Origin of the sequence: Kitasatospora sp. NPDC058190 (genome assembly GCF_042883685.1) — a bacterium.
Taxonomy (GTDB): Bacteria; Actinomycetota; Actinomycetes; order Streptomycetales; family Streptomycetaceae; genus Kitasatospora.
Genome location: NZ_JBHVVI010000007.1, coordinates 40154 through 64167 on the forward strand (window position 1 = coordinate 40154; position 24014 = coordinate 64167).

The 24014-nt window shown below is 73.3% G+C and carries 26 protein-coding genes; 14 read left to right on the top strand and 12 right to left on the bottom strand.

Annotated elements, in window-relative coordinates:
• The first annotated feature begins 4 nt into the window (after positions 1-4).
• Positions 5-199: a ferredoxin gene (locus tag ACFVWU_RS04930; protein ID WP_387615695.1), complete on the top strand. Its 195-nt coding sequence runs from the start codon at positions 5-7 to the stop codon at positions 197-199.
• A gap of 5 nt (positions 200-204) precedes the next feature.
• On the opposite strand, the gene ACFVWU_RS04935 is transcribed toward ACFVWU_RS04930, so the two are convergent.
• Both ACFVWU_RS04935 and ACFVWU_RS04940 read right to left on the bottom strand, forming a co-directional pair.
• Positions 205-714, bottom strand: a complete 510-nt coding sequence (locus ACFVWU_RS04935; protein WP_387615698.1) for a GNAT family N-acetyltransferase — start codon at positions 712-714, stop codon at positions 205-207.
• Between the two features lie 78 nt (positions 715-792).
• Positions 793-3072: a transglycosylase domain-containing protein gene (locus tag ACFVWU_RS04940; protein WP_387615701.1), complete on the bottom strand. Its 2280-nt coding sequence runs from the start codon at positions 3070-3072 to the stop codon at positions 793-795.
• 424 nt (positions 3073-3496) lie between these two features.
• Here ACFVWU_RS04940 and ACFVWU_RS04945 point away from each other — a divergent pair, with 424 nt between their 5' ends.
• Entirely contained in the window at positions 3497-3820 is a 324-nt protein-coding gene (locus ACFVWU_RS04945) for a WhiB family transcriptional regulator (protein WP_195911063.1), read from the top strand.
• A 46-nt stretch (positions 3821-3866) separates the two neighbouring features.
• Here ACFVWU_RS04945 and ACFVWU_RS04950 read toward each other — a convergent pair whose 3' ends face one another.
• Entirely contained in the window at positions 3867-5084 is a 1218-nt protein-coding gene (locus tag ACFVWU_RS04950) for an ArsA family ATPase (protein ID WP_387615705.1), read from the bottom strand.
• 91 nt (positions 5085-5175) lie between these two features.
• Positions 5176-6249 (bottom strand): ArsA-related P-loop ATPase, encoded by a 1074-nt coding sequence (locus ACFVWU_RS04955; RefSeq protein ID WP_387615708.1) that lies wholly within the window; start codon positions 6247-6249, stop codon positions 5176-5178.
• Positions 6250-6632: 383 nt separating this feature from the next.
• Here ACFVWU_RS04955 and ACFVWU_RS04960 point away from each other — a divergent pair, with 383 nt between their 5' ends.
• The 5 genes from ACFVWU_RS04960 to ACFVWU_RS04980 all read left to right on the top strand — a co-directional run bounded on the left by ACFVWU_RS04960 (position 6633) and on the right by ACFVWU_RS04980 (position 9365).
• Positions 6633-6791, top strand: coding sequence for a DUF4177 domain-containing protein (locus tag ACFVWU_RS04960; RefSeq protein ID WP_094743074.1), 159 nt, complete (start codon positions 6633-6635; stop codon positions 6789-6791).
• Positions 6788-7255, top strand: a complete 468-nt coding sequence (locus tag ACFVWU_RS04965) for a RidA family protein (protein ID WP_387615712.1) — start codon at positions 6788-6790, stop codon at positions 7253-7255. The genes ACFVWU_RS04960 and ACFVWU_RS04965 overlap by 4 nt, the downstream gene beginning before the upstream one ends.
• A 63-nt stretch (positions 7256-7318) precedes the next feature.
• Complete coding sequence (locus ACFVWU_RS04970) at positions 7319-8185, top strand: NUDIX hydrolase (protein ID WP_387615715.1); 867 nt, start codon at positions 7319-7321, stop codon at positions 8183-8185.
• A gap of 99 nt (positions 8186-8284) precedes the next feature.
• Positions 8285-8458 (top strand): hypothetical protein, encoded by a 174-nt coding sequence (locus ACFVWU_RS04975; RefSeq protein WP_387615718.1) that lies wholly within the window; start codon positions 8285-8287, stop codon positions 8456-8458.
• Positions 8459-8531: 73 nt separating this feature from the next.
• Entirely contained in the window at positions 8532-9365 is an 834-nt protein-coding gene (locus ACFVWU_RS04980) for an MBL fold metallo-hydrolase (RefSeq protein ID WP_387615721.1), read from the top strand.
• Positions 9366-9445: 80 nt separating this feature from the next.
• Here ACFVWU_RS04980 and ACFVWU_RS04985 read toward each other — a convergent pair whose 3' ends face one another.
• Entirely contained in the window at positions 9446-10120 is a 675-nt protein-coding gene (locus tag ACFVWU_RS04985) for a Crp/Fnr family transcriptional regulator (RefSeq protein WP_380608697.1), read from the bottom strand.
• 152 nt (positions 10121-10272) lie between these two features.
• Entirely contained in the window at positions 10273-11310 is a 1038-nt protein-coding gene (locus tag ACFVWU_RS04990) for a winged helix-turn-helix domain-containing protein (RefSeq protein WP_387615725.1), read from the bottom strand.
• 110 nt (positions 11311-11420) lie between these two features.
• On the opposite strand from ACFVWU_RS04990, the gene ACFVWU_RS04995 reads away from it, so the two are divergent.
• On the top strand, positions 11421-12260 hold the full coding sequence (locus tag ACFVWU_RS04995) for an isocitrate lyase/phosphoenolpyruvate mutase family protein (RefSeq protein WP_387615728.1): 840 nt from the start codon (positions 11421-11423) through the stop codon (positions 12258-12260).
• Between the two features lie 99 nt (positions 12261-12359).
• Here the strand turns inward: ACFVWU_RS04995 and ACFVWU_RS05000 are convergent, their stop codons facing one another.
• Together ACFVWU_RS05000 and ACFVWU_RS05005 are read right to left on the bottom strand one after the other, a co-directional pair.
• Entirely contained in the window at positions 12360-12986 is a 627-nt protein-coding gene (locus tag ACFVWU_RS05000; protein ID WP_387615730.1) for an RraA family protein, read from the bottom strand.
• A gap of 130 nt (positions 12987-13116) precedes the next feature.
• Positions 13117-13905 (bottom strand): alpha/beta fold hydrolase, encoded by a 789-nt coding sequence (locus ACFVWU_RS05005; protein WP_387615733.1) that lies wholly within the window; start codon positions 13903-13905, stop codon positions 13117-13119.
• A gap of 165 nt (positions 13906-14070) precedes the next feature.
• On the opposite strand from ACFVWU_RS05005, the gene ACFVWU_RS05010 reads away from it, so the two are divergent.
• From ACFVWU_RS05010 to ACFVWU_RS05035, 6 genes are all read left to right on the top strand, one after another.
• Positions 14071-15684, top strand: coding sequence for an FUSC family protein (locus ACFVWU_RS05010; protein WP_387615736.1), 1614 nt, complete (start codon positions 14071-14073; stop codon positions 15682-15684).
• A gap of 41 nt (positions 15685-15725) precedes the next feature.
• The gene (locus ACFVWU_RS05015; RefSeq protein ID WP_387615739.1) at positions 15726-16226 is read left to right on the top strand and encodes a MarR family winged helix-turn-helix transcriptional regulator; all 501 of its coding nucleotides are present in this window, start codon (positions 15726-15728) and stop codon (positions 16224-16226) included.
• Positions 16227-16419: 193 nt separating this feature from the next.
• Positions 16420-17370: an endonuclease III gene (gene nth, locus ACFVWU_RS05020; protein WP_387615742.1), complete on the top strand. Its 951-nt coding sequence runs from the start codon at positions 16420-16422 to the stop codon at positions 17368-17370.
• Positions 17367-18101 (top strand): NUDIX hydrolase, encoded by a 735-nt coding sequence (locus ACFVWU_RS05025; RefSeq protein ID WP_387615745.1) that lies wholly within the window; start codon positions 17367-17369, stop codon positions 18099-18101. The genes nth and ACFVWU_RS05025 overlap by 4 nt, the downstream gene beginning before the upstream one ends.
• Positions 18102-18147: 46 nt before the next feature.
• Entirely contained in the window at positions 18148-19332 is a 1185-nt protein-coding gene (locus ACFVWU_RS05030; protein WP_387615748.1) for a MarP family serine protease, read from the top strand.
• A gap of 199 nt (positions 19333-19531) precedes the next feature.
• Positions 19532-20233 carry a metal-dependent hydrolase gene (locus ACFVWU_RS05035; protein WP_387615751.1) on the top strand — a complete coding sequence of 234 codons (702 nt, stop codon included), beginning with the start codon at positions 19532-19534 and terminating at the stop codon, positions 20231-20233.
• 37 nt (positions 20234-20270) lie between these two features.
• On the opposite strand, the gene ACFVWU_RS05040 is transcribed toward ACFVWU_RS05035, so the two are convergent.
• The 4 genes from ACFVWU_RS05040 to nhaA form a co-directional block, all read right to left on the bottom strand.
• Entirely contained in the window at positions 20271-20480 is a 210-nt protein-coding gene (locus tag ACFVWU_RS05040; protein WP_387615754.1) for a hypothetical protein, read from the bottom strand.
• Positions 20481-20716: 236 nt separating this feature from the next.
• On the bottom strand, positions 20717-21772 hold the full coding sequence (locus ACFVWU_RS05045) for an alpha/beta fold hydrolase (RefSeq protein ID WP_387615757.1): 1056 nt from the start codon (positions 21770-21772) through the stop codon (positions 20717-20719).
• 99 nt (positions 21773-21871) lie between these two features.
• Positions 21872-22348, bottom strand: a complete 477-nt coding sequence (locus tag ACFVWU_RS05050; RefSeq protein WP_387615760.1) for a phage holin family protein — start codon at positions 22346-22348, stop codon at positions 21872-21874.
• A gap of 232 nt (positions 22349-22580) precedes the next feature.
• Complete coding sequence (gene nhaA, locus ACFVWU_RS05055) at positions 22581-23957, bottom strand: Na+/H+ antiporter NhaA (protein ID WP_387615763.1); 1377 nt, start codon at positions 23955-23957, stop codon at positions 22581-22583.
• Positions 23958-24014: the final 57 nt, after the last annotated feature.

Consider the following 24014-nt stretch of genomic DNA (forward strand, 5'->3'; position numbering starts at 1 on the left):
CGCCATGGACATCGAACTCGACACCGGCCGGTGCATCGGCTCGGCCATGTGCACCCGCCACGCGCCCGAGGTGTTCACCCAGGACGACGAGGGCGTCGTGGAACTCCTCCCGGGCGGCGCGGCCCGGTCCGGCGACCCGCTGGTCCGAGAGGCGGCGGAGGCCTGCCCGGTGCGGGCCATCACCCTGGACGCGGGCTGAGGTCGTCAGCCGAGGGTCCGCTGCATCAGAACGGTGTCGATCCAGCGGTCGTGCTTGAAGCCGACGGCCGTCAGCCGGCCCGCGTCGGTGAAGCCGTAACGGCGGTGCAGCGCGGCCGAGGCGTCGCTGCCGGAGTCGGCGATCACGGCGACCACCTGCCGCAGGCGGGTCTTCGCGCAGGCCGCCAGCAGGGCCTCCAGCAGGGCACCGCCGAGGCCCCGCCCGGTGTGGGTGGGGGCCAGGTAGATCGAGTTCTCGGCGGTGTACCGGTAGGCGGGCTTGGGCCTCCAGGGAGCCGCGTACGCGTAGCCGGCGACCTCGCCGGACACCTCGGCGATCAGGAACGGGAGCCCCCGGGCGGCGAGGTCCTCGAACCGCTGCTGCCAGACGGCGGGCGCGGGCGGCGTCTCGTCGAAGGTGATCACGGTGTCGCGGACGTAGTGCGCGTAGATCTCGGCCACGGCGCCCAGGTCGGCCGGGACGGCGGGGCGGATCACTGCGTCTCTGGCTGTCATGGCCGGGATTGTAGGAGGTGCAGCTTCGTCCACCGGCGGCTCCTCGCCAAGAGCAAGGAGCCGCCGGTGTGACCGCCGTCAGCCCTCCGGGTCGGGCGAGGTGGTGCCGCGCGGGGTGGTGCCCCGCGGGGTGGTGCCGCGCGGGGTGGTGCCCCGCGGGGTGGCGGGCGGCGTGGCCGTGCCGGTCCCGGTGTTGCTCGGGTCGGGCGTGGACGTCGGGTCGGGCTTCACCACCGGGTCGGGGATGTCGGCCATCGGCAGGGACTGCTCGGGCGTGCCGCGCAGGGCCTGGTTCATGGCCATCTGCCAGATCGGTCCGGGGCCGTCGGCGCCGAACACCTCGCCGTGGTAGTGCCCGTTGATGGTGATGTCGCGCATCTCGACGCCGCCGGCGGGGCCGCCGAGCCAGACGGCGGTGGCGAGCTGCGGGGTGTAGCCGTCGAACCAGGCGGCCTTCTTGTGGTCCGAGGTGCCGGTCTTGCCGGCGATCTGCCGGTCGTCCTCCAGGTTGAGCGCGGCGCCGGTGCCCTTGTTCTCGGTCACGCCGTTGAGGATGGTGTTCAGCGCTTGTGCCGTCGTCTCGGAGAACACCTTCTCGCAGTGGCCGGCCGGGACAGGGACGTCCTTGCCCTCCACGGTGGTGATCTTGTTGATGGCGATCGTGTCGCAGTGCGTGCCTTCGGCGGCGAAGGTCGCGTAGACGTTGGCCATGGTCAGCGGGCTCATCTCCTCGACGCCCAGGGCCATCGCGGGGACCTCCTCCAGCGGCTTGCCGCTGGCCTTGGCGGTGATGCCGAGCTTGTTGGCCATCTGCTTGACCGCACAGAGGCCGATCTCCTGCTCCATCTGCACGAAGTAGGTGTTGACCGAGAGGGCCATCGCCATCTTCAGCTGGTAAGGGCCCTTCTCGCTGGCGGATTCGTTGGGCACCACCGTCTTGGGCCGGGCCTCGTTCTTCCAGGTCCCCTCGCAGGTCGTCATCGTCGGGTACGGGAGCGAGTTCGGGGCCGAGTACTCCTGGGTCGGCGACAGCCCCGCCTCCAGTGCCGCGGCCGCGACGACCGGCTTGAAGGTGGAGCCGGGCTGGAAGCCGGTCCCGCCGCCCATTGCCAAGTCGACGTTCAGGTTGACGACGGTCTGGTTCTTCTCCGTCACCAGACCGTACGGGCGGGTCTGGGCCATGGCGAGGATCTTGCCGGTGCCGGGCTCGACCATGGTGGCGGCGGCGGAGACGGTGTCGGTGACCTTCACGTTGCTGCTCACCGCGTTCTGGGCGGCGGCCTGCTTGTCCGGGTCCAGCGTGGTGTAGATGTTCAGACCGCCGGTGTCCCAGAGCTTCTTGCGATCCTCGGCGCTCTTGCCGAAGGCCGAGTCCTGCTTGACCACGTGGCGCACGTAGTCGCAGAAGAAGCCCATGCCGGCCTTGGCGGTGATGCAGCCGTTCTGCGGGTCCTTGTACTTCAGGCCCAGCGGGGCGGCCTTCGCCTCCTTCGCCTGGTCGGCGGTGATGTGCTTGTTCTCCACCATCTTGTCGATGACGACGTTGCGGCGCTTGACCGCGTTGTCGGGGTAGCGCACCGGGTCGTACTGGGACGGGTTCTGGACCAGACCGGCGAGGGTGGCGGCCTCGGCGATGGTCAGGTCCTTGTTGCTCTTGCTGAAGTAGCGCTGGGACGCGGCCTCGACCCCGTAGGCCTGGTGGCCGTAGAAGGTGATGTTGAGGTAGTTGGTGAGGATCTGATCCTTGGTCAGGTCCTCCTCCAGCTTGATCGCGACCTTGAGCTCCTGGATCTTGCGGCCCAGGGTCTTGCGCTGGGCCTCCAGGACGGCCGCCTGGTCGTCGCCGGCCTTCTCCACGTTGACGTTCTTCACGTACTGCTGGGTCAGCGTCGAGGCGCCCTGGGCGGCGGTGCCGCTCTCCGCGTTCTTGCCGACCGCGCGCAGGACGCCCTTGAGGTCGACGGCGCCGTGCTCGTAGAAGCGGGCGTCCTCGATGTCGACCTGGGCCTGCCGCATGAACGGCGACATCTGGTCGGCGGTCAGGACGGTGCGGTCGCGCTCGTACACCTTGGCGATCAGGCCGCCCTTGGCGTCGAAGATCTGCGTCGCCTGGGTCAGCGGCGGGGTCTTGAAGTCGTCGGGGATGTTCTGGAAGCTCTCCGCCGTGTCCTTGGCGGTCAGCCCGATGGCGCCGACGGCGGGCAGGGCGAGGCCTGCCAACAGGACTCCGGAGAGCACGCTGACGCCCAGGAACTTCACGCCGTTGCCGGCGTGGTCCAACGGTGATCCGCTGCGCTTGCGGCGCGGAGCTCCGGTGTTGCCTGGGGGCTGGGGTGCCTGTGGGCGCTTCGGTGCCATGAGGAGAACCCTACGTCCCCGAATCCCACCCATAGGGGCAGGTGTTCGCCTACGCTTGTCACAAGCTTGCGACAGCTTCGGTGCGTCAGCACCATTCACTCTTGTGAGTGGGGAGACTTGCCCGAATTACCCGTTCTCGTCCGGATTTTGAGGCGGCTGGGGCCCGCCGTGTTCCAGTGAATGGTGGCGCTCCGTGACGACGCCTGTGGCGAGAGTGTGGGCATTGAACTTGGCAAGGCTTGCGACCTGCAGTCACTCCAACGAGTGAGCTGACCGATACCCATAGTCCAATCGGGTCATTCGAGATTGAGCCCGAAGGGGCTGTTGCAAGCTGTCGTTCTTCCGTAACGTCCTCAACTGGCAACGGTGAATATGCCGTTGCCGCCGTGGGGGAGCCTCGATTACGGGAGAGGACGGCGCCGGGATGGGCTGGGTTGACGACTGGAGTGCGCAGGCCGCCTGCCGCACGAGTGATCCGGACGAACTGTTCGTCCAGGGGGCGGCACAGAACCGCGCGAAGGCGGTGTGCAGCGGTTGCCCCGTCCGTACGGAATGCCTCGCGGACGCGCTGGACAACCGGGTGGAGTTCGGTGTGTGGGGCGGGATGACGGAGCGCGAGCGGCGGGCGCTGCTGCGCCGTCGCCCGACGGTCATCTCGTGGCGGAAGCTGCTGGAGACGGCCCGCACCGAGTACGAGGAGTCCCTCGCGACCGGCGTGATACTGACGGACTACGCGCAGGCGGGCTGAGCCCGGCGGCAGTCGGGTCGGACCGCGCCGGGCACCCCCGGGGTGACTACGCCGCGCCGCTCAGCCGGTCCCCGATGGCCCGCAGTCCGTCCAGGTCGTGCACGTCACCCGGCAGCGCCGGGACCTCCACGATCGGCACGTCCGGGTACACCGACACGAAGCGGTCGCGGGTGCGGCGCTCCCGCCCCATGATCTGCATCCGCTCGGCGTGCAGCCGCAGCAACCCGGCCGCGAGCAGTTCCGCGTCGGGCGAGGAGTGCTCCGAGCCGTTCTCCTCCAGGGCCTCGGCGGCCGCCAGCGCCCGCTCCGCGGTGAGCTGCGGCGCCCCCGTGCTGTGCACCCGGTTGAGCACCAGCCCGGCCAGCGGCATCCGGTCCGCGGCGAGCCGGTCCACGAAGTACGCCGCCTCGCGCAGCGCGTCCCGCTCCGGCGCGGCCACCACCAGGAACGCTGTGCCCGGCGCCTTGAGCAGCTGGTAGGTGCGGTCGGCGCGCTCGCGGAAGCCGCCGAACATCGAGTCCATCGCGCTGACGAAGGTCTGCACGTCGGTGAGCAGCTGGGCGCCGAAGATCTTGCCCAGGGTCCCGGTGAGCAGGCCCATTCCGGCGTTGAGGAACCTCATCGCGCTGCGGCCGCCGACCTTGGCCGGCGCGGTCAGGATCCGGATCACCCGGCCGTCCAGGAAGGACCCGAGCCGGTTGGGTGCGTCCAGGAAGTCCAGCGCCGAGCGGGACGGCGGGGTGTCCACGACGATCAGGTCCCACTCCTCGGCGGCGCGCAGCTGCCCGAGCTTCTCCATCGCCATGTACTCCTGCGTGCCCGCGAAGCCGGCCGACAGGGACTGGTAGAAGGGGTTCTCCATGATCGCCCGGGCCCGTTCGGGTTCGGCGTGGGCCAGCACGACCTCGTCGAAGGTCCGCTTCATGTCGAGCATCATGGCCTGGAGTTCTCCCGCCCGCCGCCCGCCACTCCCCTCGTCCGACCCGCAGAGCGGCGCCCCCTCCATCGCGGTGACGCCCTTGACCACCCGCGGGGTGTTGTCGAGCTCGCTCAGGCCCATCGACTGGGCCAGCCGCCGGGCCGGGTCGATGGTCAGCACCACGACCTTGCGGCCGCGCTCGGCGGCCCGCAGGCCGATCGCCGCGGCGGTGGTGGTCTTGCCGACGCCGCCGGAGCCGCAGCAGACGATGATCCTCGTCTTCGGGTCGTCGATCAGCTCGTCCACCGCGAGCCGCCTTCCGGTGCTCCGTACCCCGTTGCTCATGCGCCCGCCTCGCTACGCCCGGCAGGCGCTTCGCACATGCCGCACACGCCGCACATGCCGAACCGCTCGATGGTCCGTTCGCTCCGCTCGCTCATGCCGCCCCCTGCCGCTTCAGTTCGCCCGCCAGTCGGTACAGCCCGCCGAGGTCCACGCCCTCGCCGAGCAGCGGGAGTTCGTACGTCGGGAGCCGCAGCTGCTGCAGGTCGGCGCGCTGCTCGCGCTCCAGCTCGACCCGCTCGGCGTGCTCCCTGGCCTGCTCCAACAACGGGTCGAGCAGCGGCTCCACCGCAGCCCGGACGGTCTCCGGCTTGCGGGAGCGGCCGCCCAGCCCGGCCTCGCCGAGGGCCAGCGCCACCTCCTCGCGGTGGTCCCCGTCCACCGCGGCCACCGCCGCCGCGTCCAGCACCGGCGGCCGGACCATGTTGACCATCACCCCGCCCACCGGGAGCTTCGCCTCGCGCAGCTCCGCGATGCCGTCGACGGTCTCCTGCACCGGCATCTCCTCCAGCAGGGTGACCAGGTGCACCGCGGTCTCCGGCGACTTCAGCACCCGCATCACGGCCTGCGCCTGGGTGTGTATCGGGCCGATCCGGGCCAGCCCGGCGACCTCGGAGTTGACGTTCAGGAACCGGGTGATCCGCCCGGTCGGCGGGGCGTCCATGACCACCGCGTCGTACCGGCGCCGGCCGTCCGGGCCCTTGCGGCGGGCCGCCTCGCAGGCCTTGCCGGTGAGTAGCACGTCCCGCACGCCGGGGGCGATGGTGGTGGCGAAGTCGACGAAGCCGACCTTCTGCAGCGCCTTTCCGGCCCGGCCGAGTTTGTAGAACATCTCCAGGTACTCGAGCAGCGCCTGCTCGGTGTCGATGGCCAGCGCGAAGACCTCGCCGGGCGCGCCCTCCCCGGCGGGCAGCCCGAGCTGGGGGCGGGCGACCGAGGCGATCCGGCGCTCCTCGTACGGCAGCGCGGCGATGCCGAACAGCTCGGCGATGCTCTGTCGTCCCTCGACCTCGACCAGCAGCACCCGCCCGCCGTCGGCGGCCAGCGCCAGCGCCAGCGCGGCGGCCAGCGTGGTCTTCCCGGTGCCGCCCTTGCCGCTGACCACGTGCAGCCGGACACCCTCCCAGTCGGGGTCGCGCCGGGCCGCCTGGCCGGGGGTGCGTGCCACGCTCCGTCTCCGTCCGTCTCCGTCCTACGGGCGTCCCCTCCGCCGAGGATGCCCCTGAGACGAGGGTGCCCCTACCGACAGAGGCGCCCCTCACGAGGGTGCCCTCTCGCGAGGGTAACCAGGGAGCGTGCCCGATGCCCGGAGCCCCTGGGGTGCCGGGACCGAATCATGCCCCCTTTGTGCCCCACCTCACACGCCGCCCGACCGGGTCTGTCGCGCGGGCCGGCCCGGGCTCGCGGCGCTTCCCCGGCCTTCGGCGGGGAGGTGCCCCCACCTCCGCCGTGCGATGCGCGCATTCCAACGCCGCGACCTGATCCGACCCGGCCCACAAGACGGGCCCGGTGCGGCGGCGATCGCCGGGGCGGCTCGTCTAGAGTCTGGCCATGACCAAGTGGGAATACATGACGGCGCCCCTGCTCGTGCACGCCACGAAGCAGATCCTGGACAACTTCGGCGAGGACGGCTGGGAGCTTGTCCAGGTCGTGCCCGGCCCCAACCCGGAGCAGCTGGTGGCCTACTTCAAGCGGGAGAAGAACGCATGAGCAAGGTCGAGGAGAAGCTCGCCGAGCTGGGTCTGACCCTGCCGCCGGTGGCCGCTCCGGTCGCCGCGTACGTGCCGGCCCTGCTGTCGGGCGAGTTCGTGTTCACCTCCGGCCAGCTGCCGGTCGTCGGCGGCAAGCTGCCGAGCACCGGCAAGGTCGGCGCCGAGGTGTCCCCGGAGGAGGCGAAGGAGCTCGCGCAGATCTGCGCGCTGAACGCCCTGGCCGCCGTCAAGTCGGTGATCGGCGACCTGGACCGGATCGAGCGGGTCGTGAAGGTCGTCGGCTTCGTCGCCTCCGCCCCCGACTTCACCGGCCAGCCCGGCGTGGTCAACGGCGCCAGCGAGCTGCTCGGCCAGGTGCTGGGCAACGCCGGTGTGCACGCCCGCAGCGCGGTCGGTGTCGCGGTGCTGCCGCTGGACGCCCCGGTCGAGGTCGAGCTCCAGGTGCGCGTCAAGACCAGTTGAGTGTGATCGCGAAGGCGGGGTCGGGCCTGTCCAACCCCGCCTTCGTGCGCTTAGCATCCGGGCATGGACCATCGAGCAACGACGCTCCCGATGCCGCCCGGCTGGCCCGCCCGGATCCGGGCGGTCGACTCCGGCGAACTGACCCCTCCGGTGCCCAGGCCCGCCGCGACGGTCGTGCTGCTGCGCGACTCCGCCGCCGGGCCGGAGGCCTACCTGCTGCGCCGCCGCACCTCGATGGCCTTCGCGGCCGGGATGTACGCCTACCCGGGCGGTGGCGTGGACCCGCGGGACGCCGAGGTCGAGACGGGCTGGGCGGGGCCGACGCCCGAGGAGTGGGCGCACCGGCTCGGGGTGGACGCCCGGACGGCGCGGGCGGTGGTCTGCGCGGCGGTGCGCGAGACCTTCGAGGAGGCCGGCGTGCTGCTGGCCGGCCCGGACGCCGACAGCGTCGCCGAGCCGCGCGACTGGTCCGCCGAACGGGCCGCGCTGGAGGCGCACGAGCTGTCCTTCGCCGAGTTCCTCCGTGACCACGGCCTGGTGCTGCGCAGCGACCTGCTGGGCGGCTGGGCCCGCTGGATCACCCCGGAGTTCGAGGAGCGGCGCTACGACACCTGGTTCTTCGTCGCCGCCCTGCCGCCCGGCCAGCGCGCGGCCCTGGAGGTCGGCGAGGCCGACCGGGTCGCCTGGCTGACGCCGGCCGAGGCGGTCAAGGGCCACCAGGACGGCCGGTTCGGCATGCTGCCGCCGACCGTGACGGTGCTGCGCGAGCTGTCGCCGGTCCGGACCGCCGCCGAGGCGGTGGCCGCGGCCGCCGGGCGGGTGCTGGAGCCGGTGCTGGGCCGGGCCGAGGTCCGGGGCGACCGGATGACGGTCCGCTGGCCCGGGTATGACGAACTGACCATCGACGGGGAGTTCCCCGAGGATTCCTGAGCCGAGGAGCCCTCACCTGAGGAGTCCTCACAGGAGGAGCCCTCGCAGGAGGACTTCCGACCGCACCGAGAGATGCCGACCAGAAAGGACCGACACCCGATGAACCACAACGACGTGGCTCGCCGGACGGCCCCCGAGCTGCCCGCCCGCCGACTGATCCCCCGTTCCACCGGCTGCGACAGCCAGGTCCCGTTCGTCGAGGTCGCCCAGCGCGCCCTCGTCCGGGCCCTGCCGCTGCGGGCCCTGCATCGCGACGGCGAGCGCGGCCGGTGAGCGAGCGGAGTGAGCGAACCGTCGAGAGGTGCGCGTTGCGCGAAGCGCCTGCCGGGCGGAGCGAGGTGGGCGCATGAGCGGACTCCTGCCGGGTGACCCCGCCGCCGCGATCGGCGGAGAGGCCACCCCTCGGGCGCTGTGCGTGCTGGCGCCGAACCCGTCGCCGATGACGCTGGACGGCACCAACACCTGGCTGCTCTCCGAGCCCGGTTCGGACCTCGCGGTGGTGATCGACCCGGGCCCGCTGCACGAGGGCCACCTGCGCCGGGTGGTCGAGCTCGCCGAGGAGCGGGGCCAGCGGATCGCGCTCACCCTGCTCACCCACGGCCACGCCGACCACTCCGAGGGCGCGGCCCGCTTCGCCGAGCTGACCGGCAGCGAGGTGCGGGCCCTGGACCCGGCGCACCGGCTGGGCTCCGAGGGCCTGGTGGGAGGTCAACGCCTGGACGTCGGCGGCCTCGACCTGCGGGTGGTCGCCACCCCCGGCCACACCTCGGACTCGCTGACCTTCCACCTGCCGGACGACGGCGCGATCCTCACCGGCGACACCGTGCTCGGCCGCGGCACCACGATGGTCGCCCACCCCGACGGCCGGCTCGGCGACTACCTGGACTCGCTGCGCCACCTGCACACGATGGCCTCCCACTACGGCGTGCGGACCGTGCTGCCCGGCCACGGCCCGGTGCTCGCGGACGCGCTCGGCGCCGTCGACTACTACCTGGCCCACCGGGCCACCCGGCTCGCCCAGGTGGAGACCGCGGTCGAGGCGGGCTGCCGGACGGCGGTCGACGTGGTCGCCCGGGTCTACGCCGACGTGGACCGGGCGCTCTGGCCGGCCGCCGAGCTCTCGGTGCGGGCCCAGCTGGAGTACCTGGAGGAGCACGGGCTCATCCCCGACCAGGGCTGACCCGCGAACGAGCAGGGCTGAGGCCCGCGAACGGCGAAGGGCCGGTCCGCTCGGACCGGCCCTTCAGCGTTCGTACGGCGTCAGCGCGAGCGGCGCGACAGCCGCTCGACGTCCAGCAGGACCACCGCGCGCGCCTCCAGCTTCAGCCAGCCGCGGCCGGCGAAGTCGGCGAGCGCCTTGTTGACCGTCTCGCGGGAGGCGCCGACCAGCTGGGCCAGCTCCTCCTGGGTGAGGTCGTGGGCGACGTGGATGCCCTCCTCGGACTGCACGCCGAAGCGGCGGGACAGGTCCAGCAGGGCCTTGGCGACGCGGCCGGGCACGTCGGAGAAGACCAGGTCGGACATCACGTCGTTGGTCCGGCGCAGTCGGCGGGCGATGGCCCGCAGCAGCGCGATGGAGACCTCGGGGCGGGCGTGCAGCCAGGGCTGCAGGTCGCCGTGGCCCAGGCCCAGCAGCTTGACCTCGGTCAGCGCGCTGGCGGTGGCGGTGCGCGGGCCCGGGTCGAACAGCGACAGCTCGCCGATCATCTCGCTGGGGCCGAGCACGGCGAGCATGTTCTCGCGGCCGTCCGGCGAGGCACGGTGCAGCTTGATCTTGCCCTCGGCGACGACGTACAGCCGGTCGCCCGGGTCGCCCTCGTGGAACAGCGACTCCCCACGGGCGAGGGTGACCTCGGTCATGGAAGCGCGCAGCTCGCCGGCCTGTTCGTCGTCGAGTGCCGCGAAGAGTGCGGCGCGCCGCAGAACGTCGTCCACGTGCTTCCTCCTTCTCGGCCGTGCGGCGGGTGGGCCGTCCGGCGCAAGTTCCGTTCAGTGTTCTGCATCACCAAGCATGGCGCATGTCGCTCCGATCATATGAGGAGGGGGTGTGTCCGGGGGTGCGGTGCGGGGCCATTCGTACCGGCGGGTCATCGGGCGGGGCGCCCGGCGGCCGCCGACGTGTCGAACGCCTGGCCGTCCGGATCGAACAGGGAGTCGCCCACCGCGGTACGGGCGGAGAGGACGGTGTGCCCGGCCCGGTGCGCGCTGGTCAGGCCGGCCGTACGCAGGGCGGTGAGGTGCTGGGAGACGGCGGCCGGGGACAGCCCGGTGCGGCGGGCCAGCTCGGTGGTCGAGGCGGGGGAGTCCAGCTCGGCCAGCAGCCGGGCCCGGGAGCGGCCGAGCACGGCGGCCAGCGCGTCGGTGCGCGCGGCCGTGCCCGGGCGGTCCTCCCACAGGGTCGCCGTGCCGCGCGCCGGGTAGATCAGTTGAGGCGGGTCCGGCGGCAGCACCCGGGTGAGCACCCGGGGCCAGGCGAAGGCCGAGGGCAGGAGCAGCAGTCCGGCCCCCGCGTTCAGTCGGGTGACCGCGCAGTGCCGGCGCTCCAGCCGCAGCGCGGTGCCGTCCCAGCGGACCGTCCCGTGCAGCTCGTCCAGCATCCGGGCGGTGCCGTGCTCGGCGGCCTGCCGGGAGCGGTGGAAGACGTCCGCCGCGAGCAGCGCGCGGATCCGGGCCCAGTACGGGGCGAGCGCCAGCTCCCAGTACGCCTCGATCTCGGCGGCCAGCCGGGGCAGCTGGGCCGCCGGGTCGCGGTACAGCGACTCCAGGGCGGCCGGCAGCCGGCCGCCCGCCTCGGCGGCCAGGATGTCGAGGTCGGCCCGGACCTGTCCGGCGCCGGTCGCGGTGACCGCGGCCAGTTCCTCGGCGAGCGTGGGGGAGAAGCCCGCCGGGGCGGGGTTGAGGAAGTCGGGCAGGTGGCCTTCGGGCGGGACCATCGCGGCGAGCCGGCCGCGGTCCGGCCCGGCGTCGGCGAGCCGCTCGCGCACCTGCCCGGCCCAGCGGCGGTGCAGCGCGGGGGCGGGGGAGTGTGCGAGGGCGCGCAGGCTGGTCACCACCTCCTGCATCGGGCTGACGGCGAACCGCGTCAGCGCCAAGTCCTGTGCGGAGAAGTGGAGTTCCGTCCGCATCCGCGGCCCCCTTCGGAAGATTCGGTCCCAGCTTAAACACTGGTGGCCCGCCCGGCTCGGGGCGCAGGATTCCTGCGTCCCCACCGATCCGTACGAAAGCCGGTACACCCATGTCCAGCACCACCGGGCGCACGTCCACCACCGCCGAGGTCCGCGAGCGGGCGCTGCGACTGCGCGGGCTCGTCGAGGAGGGCGTGCTTGTCCTGCCCAACGCCTGGGACGCCGGCAGCGCGGCGGTGATCGCCTCGGCCGGTGCCCGGGCGATCGCCACCACCAGCGGCGGCGTCTCCTGGTCGCTCGGGCACGGCGACGGCCAGCGGATGGACCGGGCGACAGCGGTCGAGGCGGCCCGGCGGGTCGTCGCGGCGGTGGACCTGCCGGTCACCGTCGACGCCGAGGGCGGGTACGGGCCGCTGCCCGCCGATGTGGCCGCCACCGTGACCGAGCTGGTCGCCGTGGGCGCGGCCGGGGTCAACCTGGAGGACTCGACGGCCGTCGGCGGACCGCTGTTCCCGGTGGCCGAGCAGGCCGAACGGCTGCGCGCCGCTCGCACGGCGGCGGCCGCCGCCGGACTGCCCGAGCTGCTGGTCAACGCCCGCACCGATGTGTTCCTGTTCGGGCTGGGCGGGCTGGACGACGTGCTGGTCCGGGCCGAGGCCTACGCGGAGGCGGGCGCGGACGGCCTGTTCGTCCCCGGGCTGCTGGACCTCGACGCCCTCGCCGAGCTGTGCAAGCGCACCCCGCTGCCGGTGAACGCGATGGCCGTCGCGGGCGGGCCGACCGTCGCCGAACTCGCCGCCACGGGGGTGCGGCGAATCAGCGTCGGCACCGGCCTCGCCCAGCTCGCGTACACGGCGGCCCGCCGCGCCGCCGTCGAGCTGCTCGGCGCCGGGACGCTGGCGGAGCTCGACGGGGCGCTCGGCTTCGGGGAGCTGAACGGGCTGTACTGATCGGGCCGGTGCCTGGTGAGGCTGGGGCTGATCGGGCCGGTGCCTGGTGGGGCCGGGTCGACCGGGCCGGTGCCTGGTGGGGCCGTACCGGCCGCAGGATCAGCCGGTGAAGCCCAGTTCGGCGAGGCTCCGGTCGATCCGCGCACGGTGGGCGGCCTCCCAGTCGTCCAGGGTCTCGGCGGCCTCCTTGGCCAGCTTGGCCCGGGCCGCGTCCAGGGCCTTCGCCCGGTCGGCGGCGGGCACCACCACGACGCCCTCCTCGTCGGCCACCACGATGTCGCCCGGCGCCACCAGCACCCCGCCGCAGCGCACCGGGGCGCCGTGGGTGCCCAGCCGCTTCTTCGACCCGGGGATCGGGATGACGCCCCGGGCGACCACCGGGAAGCCCAGCTCCCGCACCTCGCCGAGGTCGCGGATCAGGCCGTCGGCCACGAAGGCGGCGACGCCCCGGCGCTGCGCCACGGCGCAGACGTTGCCGCCGGCCAGCGCGTAGTCCAGGTCACCGGACTCCACCACGATCACCGAGCCGGGCTCGGCCCGGTAGATCGCCGCGTGCAGCATCAGGTTGTCGCCGGGCGGGCACTGCACCGTGAAGGCCGGTCCGGCCACCCGGGGCATGCCCGCCCACAGCGGGCGCAGGCCGATGTCCATCACCTGGGCGCGGCTCAGGACGTCGGCCAAGGTGGTGGTGGGGATGTCCTGAAAGTCCGTGAAGTCCTGTTCCATGCTTCCTCGTTGCTCCCTCACTCACAGATGATCAGATCGCGAGAAGACTAGGGCGCGGATGTGGACGGGGGTTCACGGACTCCCCGGCTCTTCGGTTCCCCGGCTCCCCCGGGCCGCCCGGCTCCAGGCCTCAGGCGTAGAACTTCAGCAGCTCCGGCACCAGCGCCTCGGCCGCCACCTCGTGGGTCTGGTCGGCCAGCGTCCGGTACTCGGCGCCCGGCACGGCCGCCGCCACCGCGCGGGAGGGCGCCCGCAGCAGTTCCGGGCTGGCGCCGCCGTCCAGGACCAGGGTCGGCACGGTGATCCCGGCCAGGAGGTCGACCGGGACGGTCGCGCCGGTCCGCGCGCCGAGCGCCGCCGCGTCGTACGCCAAGGTCGGCGCGACCGCCTCGAACACCGGCCACACCGGGGCGGAGCGCATCCCGTCCACCATCTCCCCGGGCATCCCGACGAAGGTCATGAAGGCCGCGACGGCATCCCCGCGCCGCCCCTCGGCGAGCGCCGCCTCCAGCTCGGTGACGTACCCGACGAAGCGCTCGCTCTGCCCCTCCTCGGTGCTGAAGGGCGGCTCGTAGACGGCGAGTCGGGTCATGCCGACGCCCGCGGCGGCGGCCCGCAGCGCGAGCGCGGCGCCCGAGGAGATGCCGAAGACGCGGGCCGAGCCGCCGGCGGCCGCGATGACCGCCGCCAGGTCCTCGATCTCGCGCTCCACGGCGAACGGCGCGGTGTCCCCGCTGCCGCCGCGGCCGCGCCGGTCGTAGGCCCACACGGTGTGGTGGGCCGAGAGCTGCTCGGCGACCGCGACGCCCGGGTCGAAGCCGCGGTGGCCGATCGCCCCGTCCACCAGGACGACGGCCGGGCCGGAGCCGGTGACGGTGCAGGCGAGGGTGGTGCCGTCGGTGGAGACCGCGGTGTTCATGGGGTGTTCCTTCTGTCGAGCGAGTCGGTCATAGGGGTAGACCGGGGCTCGCCGCAGAACTCATCGCTCTCGCCGGGAAATTTTTCGACGAGTTCTGGGCCGGGGGCGCGGGTGCCTCCTCGCGCGCACATGTTTCACCGGTAAATTACCTGCTAACCTTTTTGTATGGCCACAACCGCCCAGTTCCGGCAGGCCCTCCGGGTCGGTCCGCCCGGAGACGGCTGGCACAAACCCGCACTCAGCGCCGTGGTGACCCTCGGCACCCTCAACCTCACCCTGTTCGCCCTCGGCCGGCTCGACCTCGCGCTCTACACCTCGGCCGGCGGCCTCGGCGCGCTGTACGGGCACGGCCTGCCCTACCGCGCCCGGGCCCGGACGCTGGCCGCCGTGCTGCTCGGTACGGTCCTCAGCACCGGCGCCGCCCTCACCGCCGCCGCGCTCACCCGCGACGCCGTCGTGCTGGTCGCGGTGGCGGCCGCGCTCGCCGCGCTGCACAAGCTGCTCTGCGACGCCGCCCGGATCGGCCCGCCCGGCAGTCTGATCATCACCTTCACCACCGCCAGCTGCGCCTTCGTCCCCCAGCGGCTCCCCGACCTCGCACCGCACCTGGCACTCACCGTGCTCGGCGCCGCACTGGCCTGGCTGGTCTGCATGGCCCCCGCGCCGCTGCGCCCGTACGGCCCGGAACGGATCGCCACCGCCCGCGCGCTGGAAGCCGCCGCCCGACTGCTGCGCACCGCGCCCGGCGCGCCGGACGCCGCCGCCCGTACCGCCCTGGTCGGCGCGGTCGACGCGGCCCGGCACAGCCTCGCGCTCTCCTCCCCGGCCCGGCGGCGCGCCCTCGGGGACGCGCCCGAGCGGCTGCTCGTCCACGCCGAGGCGGCCCTCGCCGCACCCGCCGGGCCGGCGGCCGCCGAGCGGTACGCCGCCTGGGCCCGCGACCTGCGGCGCGGCCGCGCCCTGCCGCTGCTGGACCTCACCGAGGCGGAGGCCGCCGACCTGCGGGCCCGCCGGCCCGACCCCCGACCCTCGCCGCGTGCCGCGCTGCGGCCCGGCTCGGTGCTGCTGCCGATCGGCCTGCGGGTCGCGGTCGGCTGCGCCGCCGCCGGCTGGCTCTCGCTGGCGCTCGGCGTCGGCCGCCCGTACTGGGCGGTGGTCACCGCGGCCTCGGTGTTCCAGGCGAACAGCACGCTCTCGTGGCAGCGCGCGCTGCAGCGGGTGCTCGGCAATCTGCTCGGCCTGGCGCTGTTCGCCGCCGTGCTGCCGCTCGCCCACTCCGGCCCGGTGGCGCTCATCGTGCTCGGGCTGATCTGCCAGTTCGGCGCGGAGGCCACGATCGCCCGCAGCTACTGGCTGGCCACCGTCTTCGTCACCCCGATGGCACTGCTGATGACCGAGTTCGCCGGCCTGCAACCGGCCCGGACCCTGGTCGCCGACCGCTGGCTGGACACCTGCGTCGGCGCGCTCACCGGGCTCGCCGCCTGCCTGCTGGTCACCAACCGCCGTACCGCCGCCCGGCTCTCCCGCGCCCTGGCCGGGGCCGAGACCGCCACCCGCGAGGCCCGGTCCGCCGTCGCGGCGGCCGGCTCCGAGGCCGTGACCGCCCGGACCGGGCTGGCCACCGCCCTGCTGGAACTGCGCGAGGCCGCCGACACCGCGACCGGCGAGTGGCGCCGACCGGCCCTCCCGCACCAGCGCGCCGCCGACACCGAGCGGCACGCCCACCACCTGCTGGCGGCCCTGCTGGAGCGCCGGGGCGCCGGAGTGCGCGCCGTCTAGGATCGAACGAACGGGTCGGTCGCGGAACGGGAGCAGCGCACGTGGAGGACGTCGTCGCAGGTGTGCTGCGCCAGTGGGAGCGCGCCTACCCGGGCCTGGACACCGGCCCGATCGCCGTCCTCGGCCGGATCAACCGCTGCGCCGCGCTGCTCCAGCAGACTCCTGACCCGCTCACCCGCGCCGGCCTCACCCGCGCCGAGTTCGACATCCTCGGCGCCCTGCGCCGGGTCGACCGCGAGCTGACCCCCACCCAGCTGGCCCGCGAGAGCTTCTCCTCCGGCGCCGCCGTGACCAAGCGCCTGCGGCTGCTGGAGGAACGCGCTCTGGTCAGCCGCCGCCCCGACGACCGCGACCGCCGGGTCGCCCACCTCTCGCTCACCGACGCCGGGCGGGAGCTGGTCGACGGCCTGATCCAGGAGCTCGTCGCGTACGACCGCGCGCTGCTCTCCGGCCTCACCCCCGACGAGCAGGACCGCCTCGCCGAGGCGCTGGCCGGGCTGCTCAACACCCTTGAGGGCACCATCGGTCGCGCCCTCCGGTGACCAACCCCGCAAGCGCCGGCCCGGGGCGATCGGCCCCGGCCGCACCACGGCCGTGTCCTCGGCTGACGGGGTCCTGACCATCCGATCCCGGCCCCGGCCGAACCGCTGTCACCGGAGAACGGCGCCCCCGGCCGGGCGGTTTCCGTTGCATGATCGGCCCCAAGCGGTGCGCCGCTCGGCGTAGCCTTCGTGCATGGCAGAGAGCAAGGCCCGGAAGACCGCGACCAAGGCCCCCACCAAGGCGGCGGCTCAGAAGCCGACCGCGAAGCGGGCAGCCGTGAAGCCGGCCGTGAAACCGGCTTCGAAGCCCGTCGTGAAGCCCGTCGTGAAGCCGAGGAAGCCGGAGTCGCAGCTGGCGATGGTGCGGCGGGCCCGGCGGATCAACCGCGAGCTGGCGGAGCTGTACCCGTACGCTCATCCGGAGCTGGACTTCGAGAGCCCGTTCCAACTGCTGGTGGCCACCGTGCTGTCGGCGCAGACCACCGACCTGCGGGTGAACCAGACCACCCCGGCGCTGTTCGCCAGGTACCCGACGCCCGAGGACATGGCGGCGGCGAACCCGGAGGAACTGGAGGAGATCATCCGCCCGACCGGCTTCTTCCGGAACAAGGCGAAGTCGCTGATCGGCCTCTCGATCGCGCTGCGCGACGAGTTCGGCGGCGAGGTCCCGGGCCGGCTGGACGACCTGGTGACCCTGCCCGGCGTCGGCCGCAAGACCGCCAACGTCGTCCTCGGTAACGCCTTCGGAGTCCCCGGCATCACCGTGGACACCCACTTCGGACGGCTGGCCCGGCGGTTCGGCTGGACCACCGAGGAGGACCCGGTGAAGGTCGAGCTGGCCGTCGCCGAGATCTTCCCGAAGTCGGAGTGGACGATGCTCTCGCACCGGGTGGTCTTCCATGGCCGCCGGATCTGCCATTCCCAGAAGCCCGCCTGCGGGGCCTGCCCGATCGCGCCGCTCTGCCCCGCGTACGGGGAGGGCGAGACCGACCCGGAGAAGGCCCGCAAGTTGCTCAAGTACGAGATGGGCGGCCAGCCAGGCCAACGGCTGAAGCCGCCGTCGGACTTCCCCGGCGAGGCGGCCGCCCGGGCCGACGCCGCCGCCCACCAGGGGCAGGTCGCGGACCTGGCGGTGGGCGCGTGACGGCGGGCGCCATCGAGCGGGACGGCCTGCCGGCCTGGCTGCAGCCGGTCCGGGACGCGGCCGAGCGGGTGCTGCCCGAGCAGCTGAGCCGCTTCCTGCCGCCGCACGAGGGCGGCCGGGCGGCTGCGGTGCTGATGCTGTTCGGCGAGGGCCCGGACGGTCCGGACGTGCTGCTGATCGAGCGGGCCCGTTCGCTGCGCTCGCACGCCGGCCAGCCGTCCTTCCCGGGCGGCGCGCTGGACCCGGAGGACGGAGACCCGGACGGCCCCGGCCCGATCGCGGCGGCGCTGCGCGAGGCCTGGGAGGAGACCGGCCTGGACCCGGCCGGGGTGCAGGTCTTCGCGGAGCTGCCCCGGCTGTACATCCCGGTGAGCCGCTTCGTGGTGACCCCGGTGCTGGGCTGGTGGCGCGAGGAGTCGCCGGTGCGCCCGGTGGACCAGGGCGAGACCGGCGCGGTGTTCCGGGTGTCGATCGCCGACCTCGCCGACCCGGCGAACCGGGTCCGGCTGCGGCACCCGTCCGGGCACATCGGGCCGGCCTTCGCGGTCGCCGGGCGGCTGGTCTGGGGCTTCACCGCCGGGGTGATCGACCGGGTGCTGCACCACAGCGGCCTGGAGCTGCCCTGGGACCCGTCCCGGATCGTCGACCTCTCGGACGAGGCACTGGCGCTGGTCCAGGGCGACCTCGAGCACTCCCGCGCCCTGCCGGGCGGCGACGCCGGCACCTCGTGACGGGCCGTCGGCGCGGCGGGTCCGCGAAGCGTGGGAGGGTGTCGGAGTGAACGTCCTGGATGTGCTGCTGATCCTCGCCGCCGTCGGATTCGCCATTTCGGGCTACCGGCAGGGCTTCGTGGTGGGCGTCCTGTCGCTCGTCGGCTTCCTCGGCGGCGGTCTGCTGGCCGTCCAGCTGCTGCCGCTGCTGCTCGACCACCTCAGCCCCGGCACCACGGCCTCGGTGGTGGCCGTCGTGGTGGTGATCACCTTCGCCGCGATCGGCCAGGCGATCACCGCGCACTTCGGCTGGAAGCTGCGCGGGCACATCGACCGCCGCCCGGCCCGGGTGCTGGACGCGTCCGGCGGCGCGGTGGTCAACGTGATCTCGATGCTGCTGGTGGCCTGGCTGATCGGTTCCGCGCTGGCCGGGACGTCCCTGCCGACGGTCTCCAAGCAGGTCCGCTCCTCGGCGATCCTCGGCGGCGTCCAGAGCGCGCTGCCCGGCGACGCGCCGAACTGGTTCTCGGACTTCTCCAAGGTGCTCGCCCGCAACGGCTTCCCGCAGGTGTTCAACCCCTTCGAGCACGAGCCGATCACCCAGGTCGACACCCCCGACCCGGCGCTGGCCGGCAGCGCGGCGGTGGCCAAGGCCCGGCAGAGCCTGGTCAAGGTGGTCGGCACCGCGACCTCCTGCGGCAAGACCCTGGAGGGCAGCGGCTTCGTCTTCGCCCCGCACCGGGTGATGACCAACGCCCACGTGGTCGGCGGCGTCGACGAGCCGACCGTGCAGATCGGCGGTGTCGGCCAGCTGTACGACGCGACGGTGGTCCGCTACGACTGGCAGCGCGACATCGCCGTCCTGGACGTGCCCAAGCTGACCGCGCCCCCGTTGACCTTCGCGGGCGAGGCCAAGACCAACGACAGCGCGATCGTCGCGGGCTTCCCCGAGAACGGCGCCTTCAACGTCCAGCCCGCCCGCATCCGCGGCCGGATCCAGGCCAACGGCCCGGACATCTACCACCGCGGCCAGGTGGTGCGCGACGTGTACTCGGTGCGCTCGCTGGTCCGCCAGGGCAACAGTGGCGGCCCGCTGCTCACCCCGGACGGCCAGGTGTACGGCGTGGTGTTCGCCAAGTCCCTGGACAGCGGGGACACCGGATACGTGCTGACCTCGGCCGAGGTGCGCGAGGACGCGCAGGCGGGCAGCACCGCGAACACCCGGGTGGACACCCAGGGCTGCGCGCTCTGACGCTGGTCGTTGGGCCGGTGCGGCGCCGGGCGTCCTGGTTCGCCGCCGCTGGTCGTTCGGCCGGTGCGGCGCCGGTGGGGCGCCGGCGCGGAATCCGTCGCACCGTCAGTCCGCCCTGGTAGCCTCGGCCGCGCTCACCCGTTCGGCTCAACCGGGCGCCGTCCCCGGAGTGAGCTCAACGGGAGGTCGTGGTAGTCCGATGATGGGTCACTCGCACGCGGTGAGCGGGGCGATGCTGTACGCGGCATCCGCGCCGTTCCTGCCCCCGCTGCTGCTGCACACCACGCTGCAGCCGGCGGACATACTGATGGGCACGGTGCTGTGCGCGGGCGCGGCGCTGCTGCCGGACCTCGACCACCACGACGGTTCGATCGCCAACTTCCTCGGCCCGGTCTCCAAGGCGCTCTGCCGCTTCGTGGCCTGGGCCTCCGGCGGGCACCGGCACGCCACCCACTCGCTGTTGTTCGTCGCGCTGATGGGCGGTGGCACCTGGGCCGGCGTCACCTACCTGGGCCGCTACTTCACCCTCGGGCTGACGTTCTTCCTGCTGGCGCTCGCGATCAAGGCCCTGCGGCTCTGCCCGCCGGGCCACGGCCCGGAGGTGTGGATCACCGTCATCGGCCTGTCCGCGCTCGGCACCTTCGGGATGAACACCTGGATGCCCAACTCGCCCGGCTGGCTGCCGTACGCGGCGGCGCTGGGCACCCTGGCGCACCTGCTGGGCGACTGCCTGACCAAGAAGGGCGCGCCGCTGCTGTGGCCGCACAAGGAGCGCTACGAGATCGTGCTGATCAAGCGCAGCGGCAACGATGTCGAGACCAAGGTGCTGGTGCCGATCATGTCGGTGGCGACCTTCGTCCTGCTCTGGTTCACCGCGCTGTCCCCGACCATGGTGAACTGACCGGCTGTTGACCAGCCTGCCGAAGCGGCGCGAGACCTCAGGTCTCGCGCCGCAGTCGTGCGCCCACCCACCGGGCGCGCCGGCCGAGGATGCGCGGGATGCCGAGCTGCCGCTGCGCCCCGCGCTGACGGCCGTCGAGGCCCTCGAAGCCGAGGTCCTCCGCCCAGTCCGGGCGGGGCGCGGAACGCTGGGGGCTGTTGTGGCGTCGGCCGCGCGGGGCGCCGCCGCGATCGGGCATCCAGGTCATACCGGAAGTGATGCCCCTGGGCCGGTGGGGGTAACCGCCCCGGTTCGTCGAAATTGGCCTATGCGCTTGTCATATGAGTTTTGCGGCAAGGCAGTTGGGCCGAAGGTCCCTTCCTCGGCGCCCCGATCGATTCCGGAATCAGCCCTTGGCCGATCATCGCGGCCGATCCCTGGGCCGATCCCTGGGCCGATCCCGTGGGCAGGGTCCGTGGGCCGGTCCCCTGCGGCCCCGGACGGTCAGTCCTTGTGACGGCCCACCCAGTCCAGCAGCTCGGCCGTGAACTCCTCCGGCGCCTCCTCGTGCGGGAAGTGCCCGACCCCCGGCAGCAGCCGCCAACGGTACGGCGCCGCCACGTACTCGCCACCGCCGAGCGCGGTGTGCGACAGCAACACCGGGTCCGCGGCGCCCTGGACGTGCAGAGTCGGTGCGGTGATCGGCTTCTTCATCCGCCGGGCGAACTGGATGCCGTCCGGGCGGGCCATCGAGCGCAGCAGCCAGCGGTACGGCTCGATCGAGCAGTGTGCGGTGCTGGGGATCTGGATCGCCTGCCGGTACGCGTGCACCGCGGTCCCGTCAATCCTGGTCGGCCCGGTCCACTCGTCCAGGTAGCGGCCGACCAGTGCGGCGTCGTCGGCCACCAGACGGCGTTCCGGTATCCACGGCCGCTGGAAGCCCAGCACGTGCTCGAAGGCGGCCATCTGCTTGCGGTCGGTCAGCAGCGCCCGGCGCAGGTCCCGGGGGTGCGCGGCGGAGACCACGGTGAGGCTCTGGATCACCGACGGGCGCATCACCGCCGCCACCCAGGCCAGGGTGCCGCCGGAGGCGTGCCCGACCAGGTGCGCCCGGCGCTCGCCGAGCGAGCGGATCACGCCGGTGATGTCCAGGGCGAGGTTGCCCGGGTCGTAGCCGCGCGGGGTGCGGTCGCTGCCGCCGATGCCGCGCAGGTCGAGCGCCACCGCGCGGTAGCCGGCCTCGGCGAGCGCGGTCAGCTGGTGGCGCCAGGCCCACCAGTACTCGGGCCAGCCGTGCACCAGCAGCACCAGCGGGCCGGAGCCCAGCTCGGCGATGTGGAAGCGGGCGCCGTTGGCCGCGAGGTCGCGGTGCGTCCACGGGCCGGACTGCCGGATGCTCCAGGCCTCGGCGGGCTCCTGTCCGGGCTCCTGTCCGGTCTGCGGTCCGGTCTCCTGCCCGGTCTCCTGCCCGGGCTCCTGTTCCGGGGCCAGCTCGGGGCCGGAGTCGGGGCCGGAGTCGGCGGACGGCTGCGCGGGCACGGGCTTCTGGTCAAGCGGCATACCGAGAGCGTGTCACATCCGTGCGCCGGACACGTGCCCGGCACTCGCCGTCGGCGGGTTCGAGTACGTGTCCGGCGGGGTCCTGCGGAGTCGGGTCCGTTACGGGATGCGGCCCAGGCCCCGGTCGATCTCCTCCTGGGTGGCCGGGCGCGGCCGGACGTTCTTCAGTACCTCGGCGGTCTTCTGGGCGCCCTCGATGGTGCGCTCGGGCTTCTGGATCTTCTTGATGAAACGCCAGGCCAGCAACCCGACCAGCACCGCGAGGATGAAGTGGACGGCTGCCGAGAGCACGAACGACAAGCCCATCGGCACGCCCAGCCAATGGAAGAAGAAGGCGATCGCGATGCTCACCATCGGGATGGCGGCCAGGGCGAGCACCCCGGCGACGGCGAAGAAGACGCCACCGGAGACGCCGCGCTTGACGTCCGCCTTGATCTCGGACTTGGCGAGCGCGATCTCGTCGTGAACCAGCGCGGTGAGGTCGGCGGTGGCCGCCGCGAACAGCTGCCCCACCGAACGCTCGCCCTCGTAGGGCGCCCGGCCGTTGCTGGACGGGTCTGCGGCTCCTGCGGGCATCAGCGGTTCTCCTCTGCGGCTGTTGCGGCGTGACGCCGTCGCGGGTGCGGTTCCGGTGCCGGTGGGGGTCCCGGGGGCGTCAGTGGGTTGTCGACAGCTCAGAATCATGCCCCTACCGGTCAGTCGGACACCACTCCGGGGCCCTGCCGGGGGGACGTGTCCCGCTTGCGCAAGGCGTTTCCGAGCCCTCGGGACGGGCTTCCCGCAGGCCTGCGGGAAGCCCGTCGGGGACTCAGCGGCCCGTCCCGGGGCTCTCACCGGGCAGGTGGCGGGCGGTCTCGGAGACCCGCGCCCGCCAGGCCGGGTCGTCCACCTGGTAGACGTCCGGGACGCCGTCGCCGTCCGAGTCCCGGTCCTCCTCGTCGCACAGCGCGCGGTAGTGCCGGTTGCGCAGCTTGAGCAGCACGGTGGCGACCAGCGCGCAGAGCAGCGAGCCGACCAGGACGGCGGTCTTGGACCGGTCGGCCAGCGCGAGGTCGTTCCGGAAGGCCAGCTCGCTGATCAGCAGCGAGACGGTGAAGCCGATGCCGGCGAGCACCGAGACGGCGAACAGGTCGGCCCACTTGAGCTGCGGGTTCAGCTCGGCCCGGGTGAACCGGGCGGCCAGCCAGGTGCCGCCGAATATGCCCACCGTCTTTCCGACCAGTAGGCCGATCACGATGCCGAGCGGGGTGGCCTGGGTGAACACCTCGCGCAGCGTCGGGCCGGAGATCGACACCCCGGCCGCGAACAGGGCGAACAGCGGGACGGCCAGCCCGGCGGAGATCGGGCGGACCAGGTGCTCGATGTGCTCGCCGGGGGAGTGCTGCTCGTCGCCCTCCCGGTGGCAGCGCAGCATCAGGCCCATCGCGACGCCCGCCACCGTGGCGTGGATGCCGCTCTCGTGCATCAGCGTCCAGACCGCCACGGCCAGCGGCACGAACAGGTACCAGCCCTTCACCCCGCGCCGGTGCAGGAACCAGAACAGCACCAGGCCGGCGAAGGCCAGGCCGAGCGCCCAGAACTTGATCCCGGAGCTGTAGAAGATCGCGATGATCAGGATCGCGATCAGGTCGTCGACCACGGCCAGGGTGAGCAGGAAGGCGCGCAGCGCCGACGGGAGGTGACTACCCACGACGGCCAGCACGCCGAGCGCGAAGGCGATGTCGGTGGCGGTGGGGATGGCCCAGCCGCCGGGGTGGCCGCCGCTGCCGGAGTTGACCAGGGAGAACAGGATCGCGGGCAGGGCGACGCCGCAGACGGCGGCGATCACCGGCAGCAGCGCGGCGCTCGGGGTGCGCAGCTCGCCCGCGACGAACTCCCGCTTGAGCTCGATGCCGGCCACGAAGAAGAAGATCGCCAGCAGGCCGTCCTTGGCCCAGTCGGCCAGGGTGAGGTCGAGGTGGAGCGGGGCGGACGGGCCGACGGTGTAGTCGAGCACGCTTTCGTACGCGTGCGGCCAGACGTTGGCCCAGATCAGCGCGACCACGGCGGCGGCCAGCAGCAGCACGCCGCCGACCGTCTCGGTGCGCAGGGCGTCGGTGATGAAGGTGCGCTCGGGCAGTGACAGCCGGCCGAGAAGCTGCCGGCGGCGGGTCGTCGGCTCGTGGACGGGCGGCTGGTCGGTCACGCGGGACCTCCTGAGGGGCTGGGAGCGGCAACGGATGCACGGGTGGTGCAGTTGCCG

Coding starts and splice junctions, on each gene's coding strand:
- ACFVWU_RS04930 (WP_387615695.1), top strand. CDS start 5: ATGGACATCGAACTCGACACCGGCCGGTGCATCGGCTCGGCCATGTGC.
- ACFVWU_RS04935 (WP_387615698.1), bottom strand. CDS start 714: ATGACAGCCAGAGACGCAGTGATCCGCCCCGCCGTCCCGGCCGACCTG.
- ACFVWU_RS04940 (WP_387615701.1), bottom strand. CDS start 3,072: ATGGCACCGAAGCGCCCACAGGCACCCCAGCCCCCAGGCAACACCGGA.
- ACFVWU_RS04945 (WP_195911063.1), top strand. CDS start 3,497: ATGGGCTGGGTTGACGACTGGAGTGCGCAGGCCGCCTGCCGCACGAGT.
- ACFVWU_RS04950 (WP_387615705.1), bottom strand. CDS start 5,084: ATGAGCAACGGGGTACGGAGCACCGGAAGGCGGCTCGCGGTGGACGAG.
- ACFVWU_RS04960 (WP_094743074.1), top strand. CDS start 6,633: ATGACCAAGTGGGAATACATGACGGCGCCCCTGCTCGTGCACGCCACG.
- ACFVWU_RS04965 (WP_387615712.1), top strand. CDS start 6,788: ATGAGCAAGGTCGAGGAGAAGCTCGCCGAGCTGGGTCTGACCCTGCCG.
- ACFVWU_RS04970 (WP_387615715.1), top strand. CDS start 7,319: ATGGACCATCGAGCAACGACGCTCCCGATGCCGCCCGGCTGGCCCGCC.
- ACFVWU_RS04975 (WP_387615718.1), top strand. CDS start 8,285: ATGAACCACAACGACGTGGCTCGCCGGACGGCCCCCGAGCTGCCCGCC.
- ACFVWU_RS04980 (WP_387615721.1), top strand. CDS start 8,532: ATGAGCGGACTCCTGCCGGGTGACCCCGCCGCCGCGATCGGCGGAGAG.
- ACFVWU_RS04990 (WP_387615725.1), bottom strand. CDS start 11,310: ATGCGGACGGAACTCCACTTCTCCGCACAGGACTTGGCGCTGACGCGG.
- ACFVWU_RS04995 (WP_387615728.1), top strand. CDS start 11,421: ATGTCCAGCACCACCGGGCGCACGTCCACCACCGCCGAGGTCCGCGAG.
- ACFVWU_RS05000 (WP_387615730.1), bottom strand. CDS start 12,986: ATGGAACAGGACTTCACGGACTTTCAGGACATCCCCACCACCACCTTG.
- ACFVWU_RS05005 (WP_387615733.1), bottom strand. CDS start 13,905: ATGAACACCGCGGTCTCCACCGACGGCACCACCCTCGCCTGCACCGTC.
- ACFVWU_RS05010 (WP_387615736.1), top strand. CDS start 14,071: ATGGCCACAACCGCCCAGTTCCGGCAGGCCCTCCGGGTCGGTCCGCCC.
- nth (WP_387615742.1), top strand. CDS start 16,420: ATGGCAGAGAGCAAGGCCCGGAAGACCGCGACCAAGGCCCCCACCAAG.
- ACFVWU_RS05035 (WP_387615751.1), top strand. CDS start 19,532: ATGATGGGTCACTCGCACGCGGTGAGCGGGGCGATGCTGTACGCGGCA.
- ACFVWU_RS05040 (WP_387615754.1), bottom strand. CDS start 20,480: ATGACCTGGATGCCCGATCGCGGCGGCGCCCCGCGCGGCCGACGCCAC.
- ACFVWU_RS05045 (WP_387615757.1), bottom strand. CDS start 21,772: ATGCCGCTTGACCAGAAGCCCGTGCCCGCGCAGCCGTCCGCCGACTCC.
- ACFVWU_RS05050 (WP_387615760.1), bottom strand. CDS start 22,348: ATGCCCGCAGGAGCCGCAGACCCGTCCAGCAACGGCCGGGCGCCCTAC.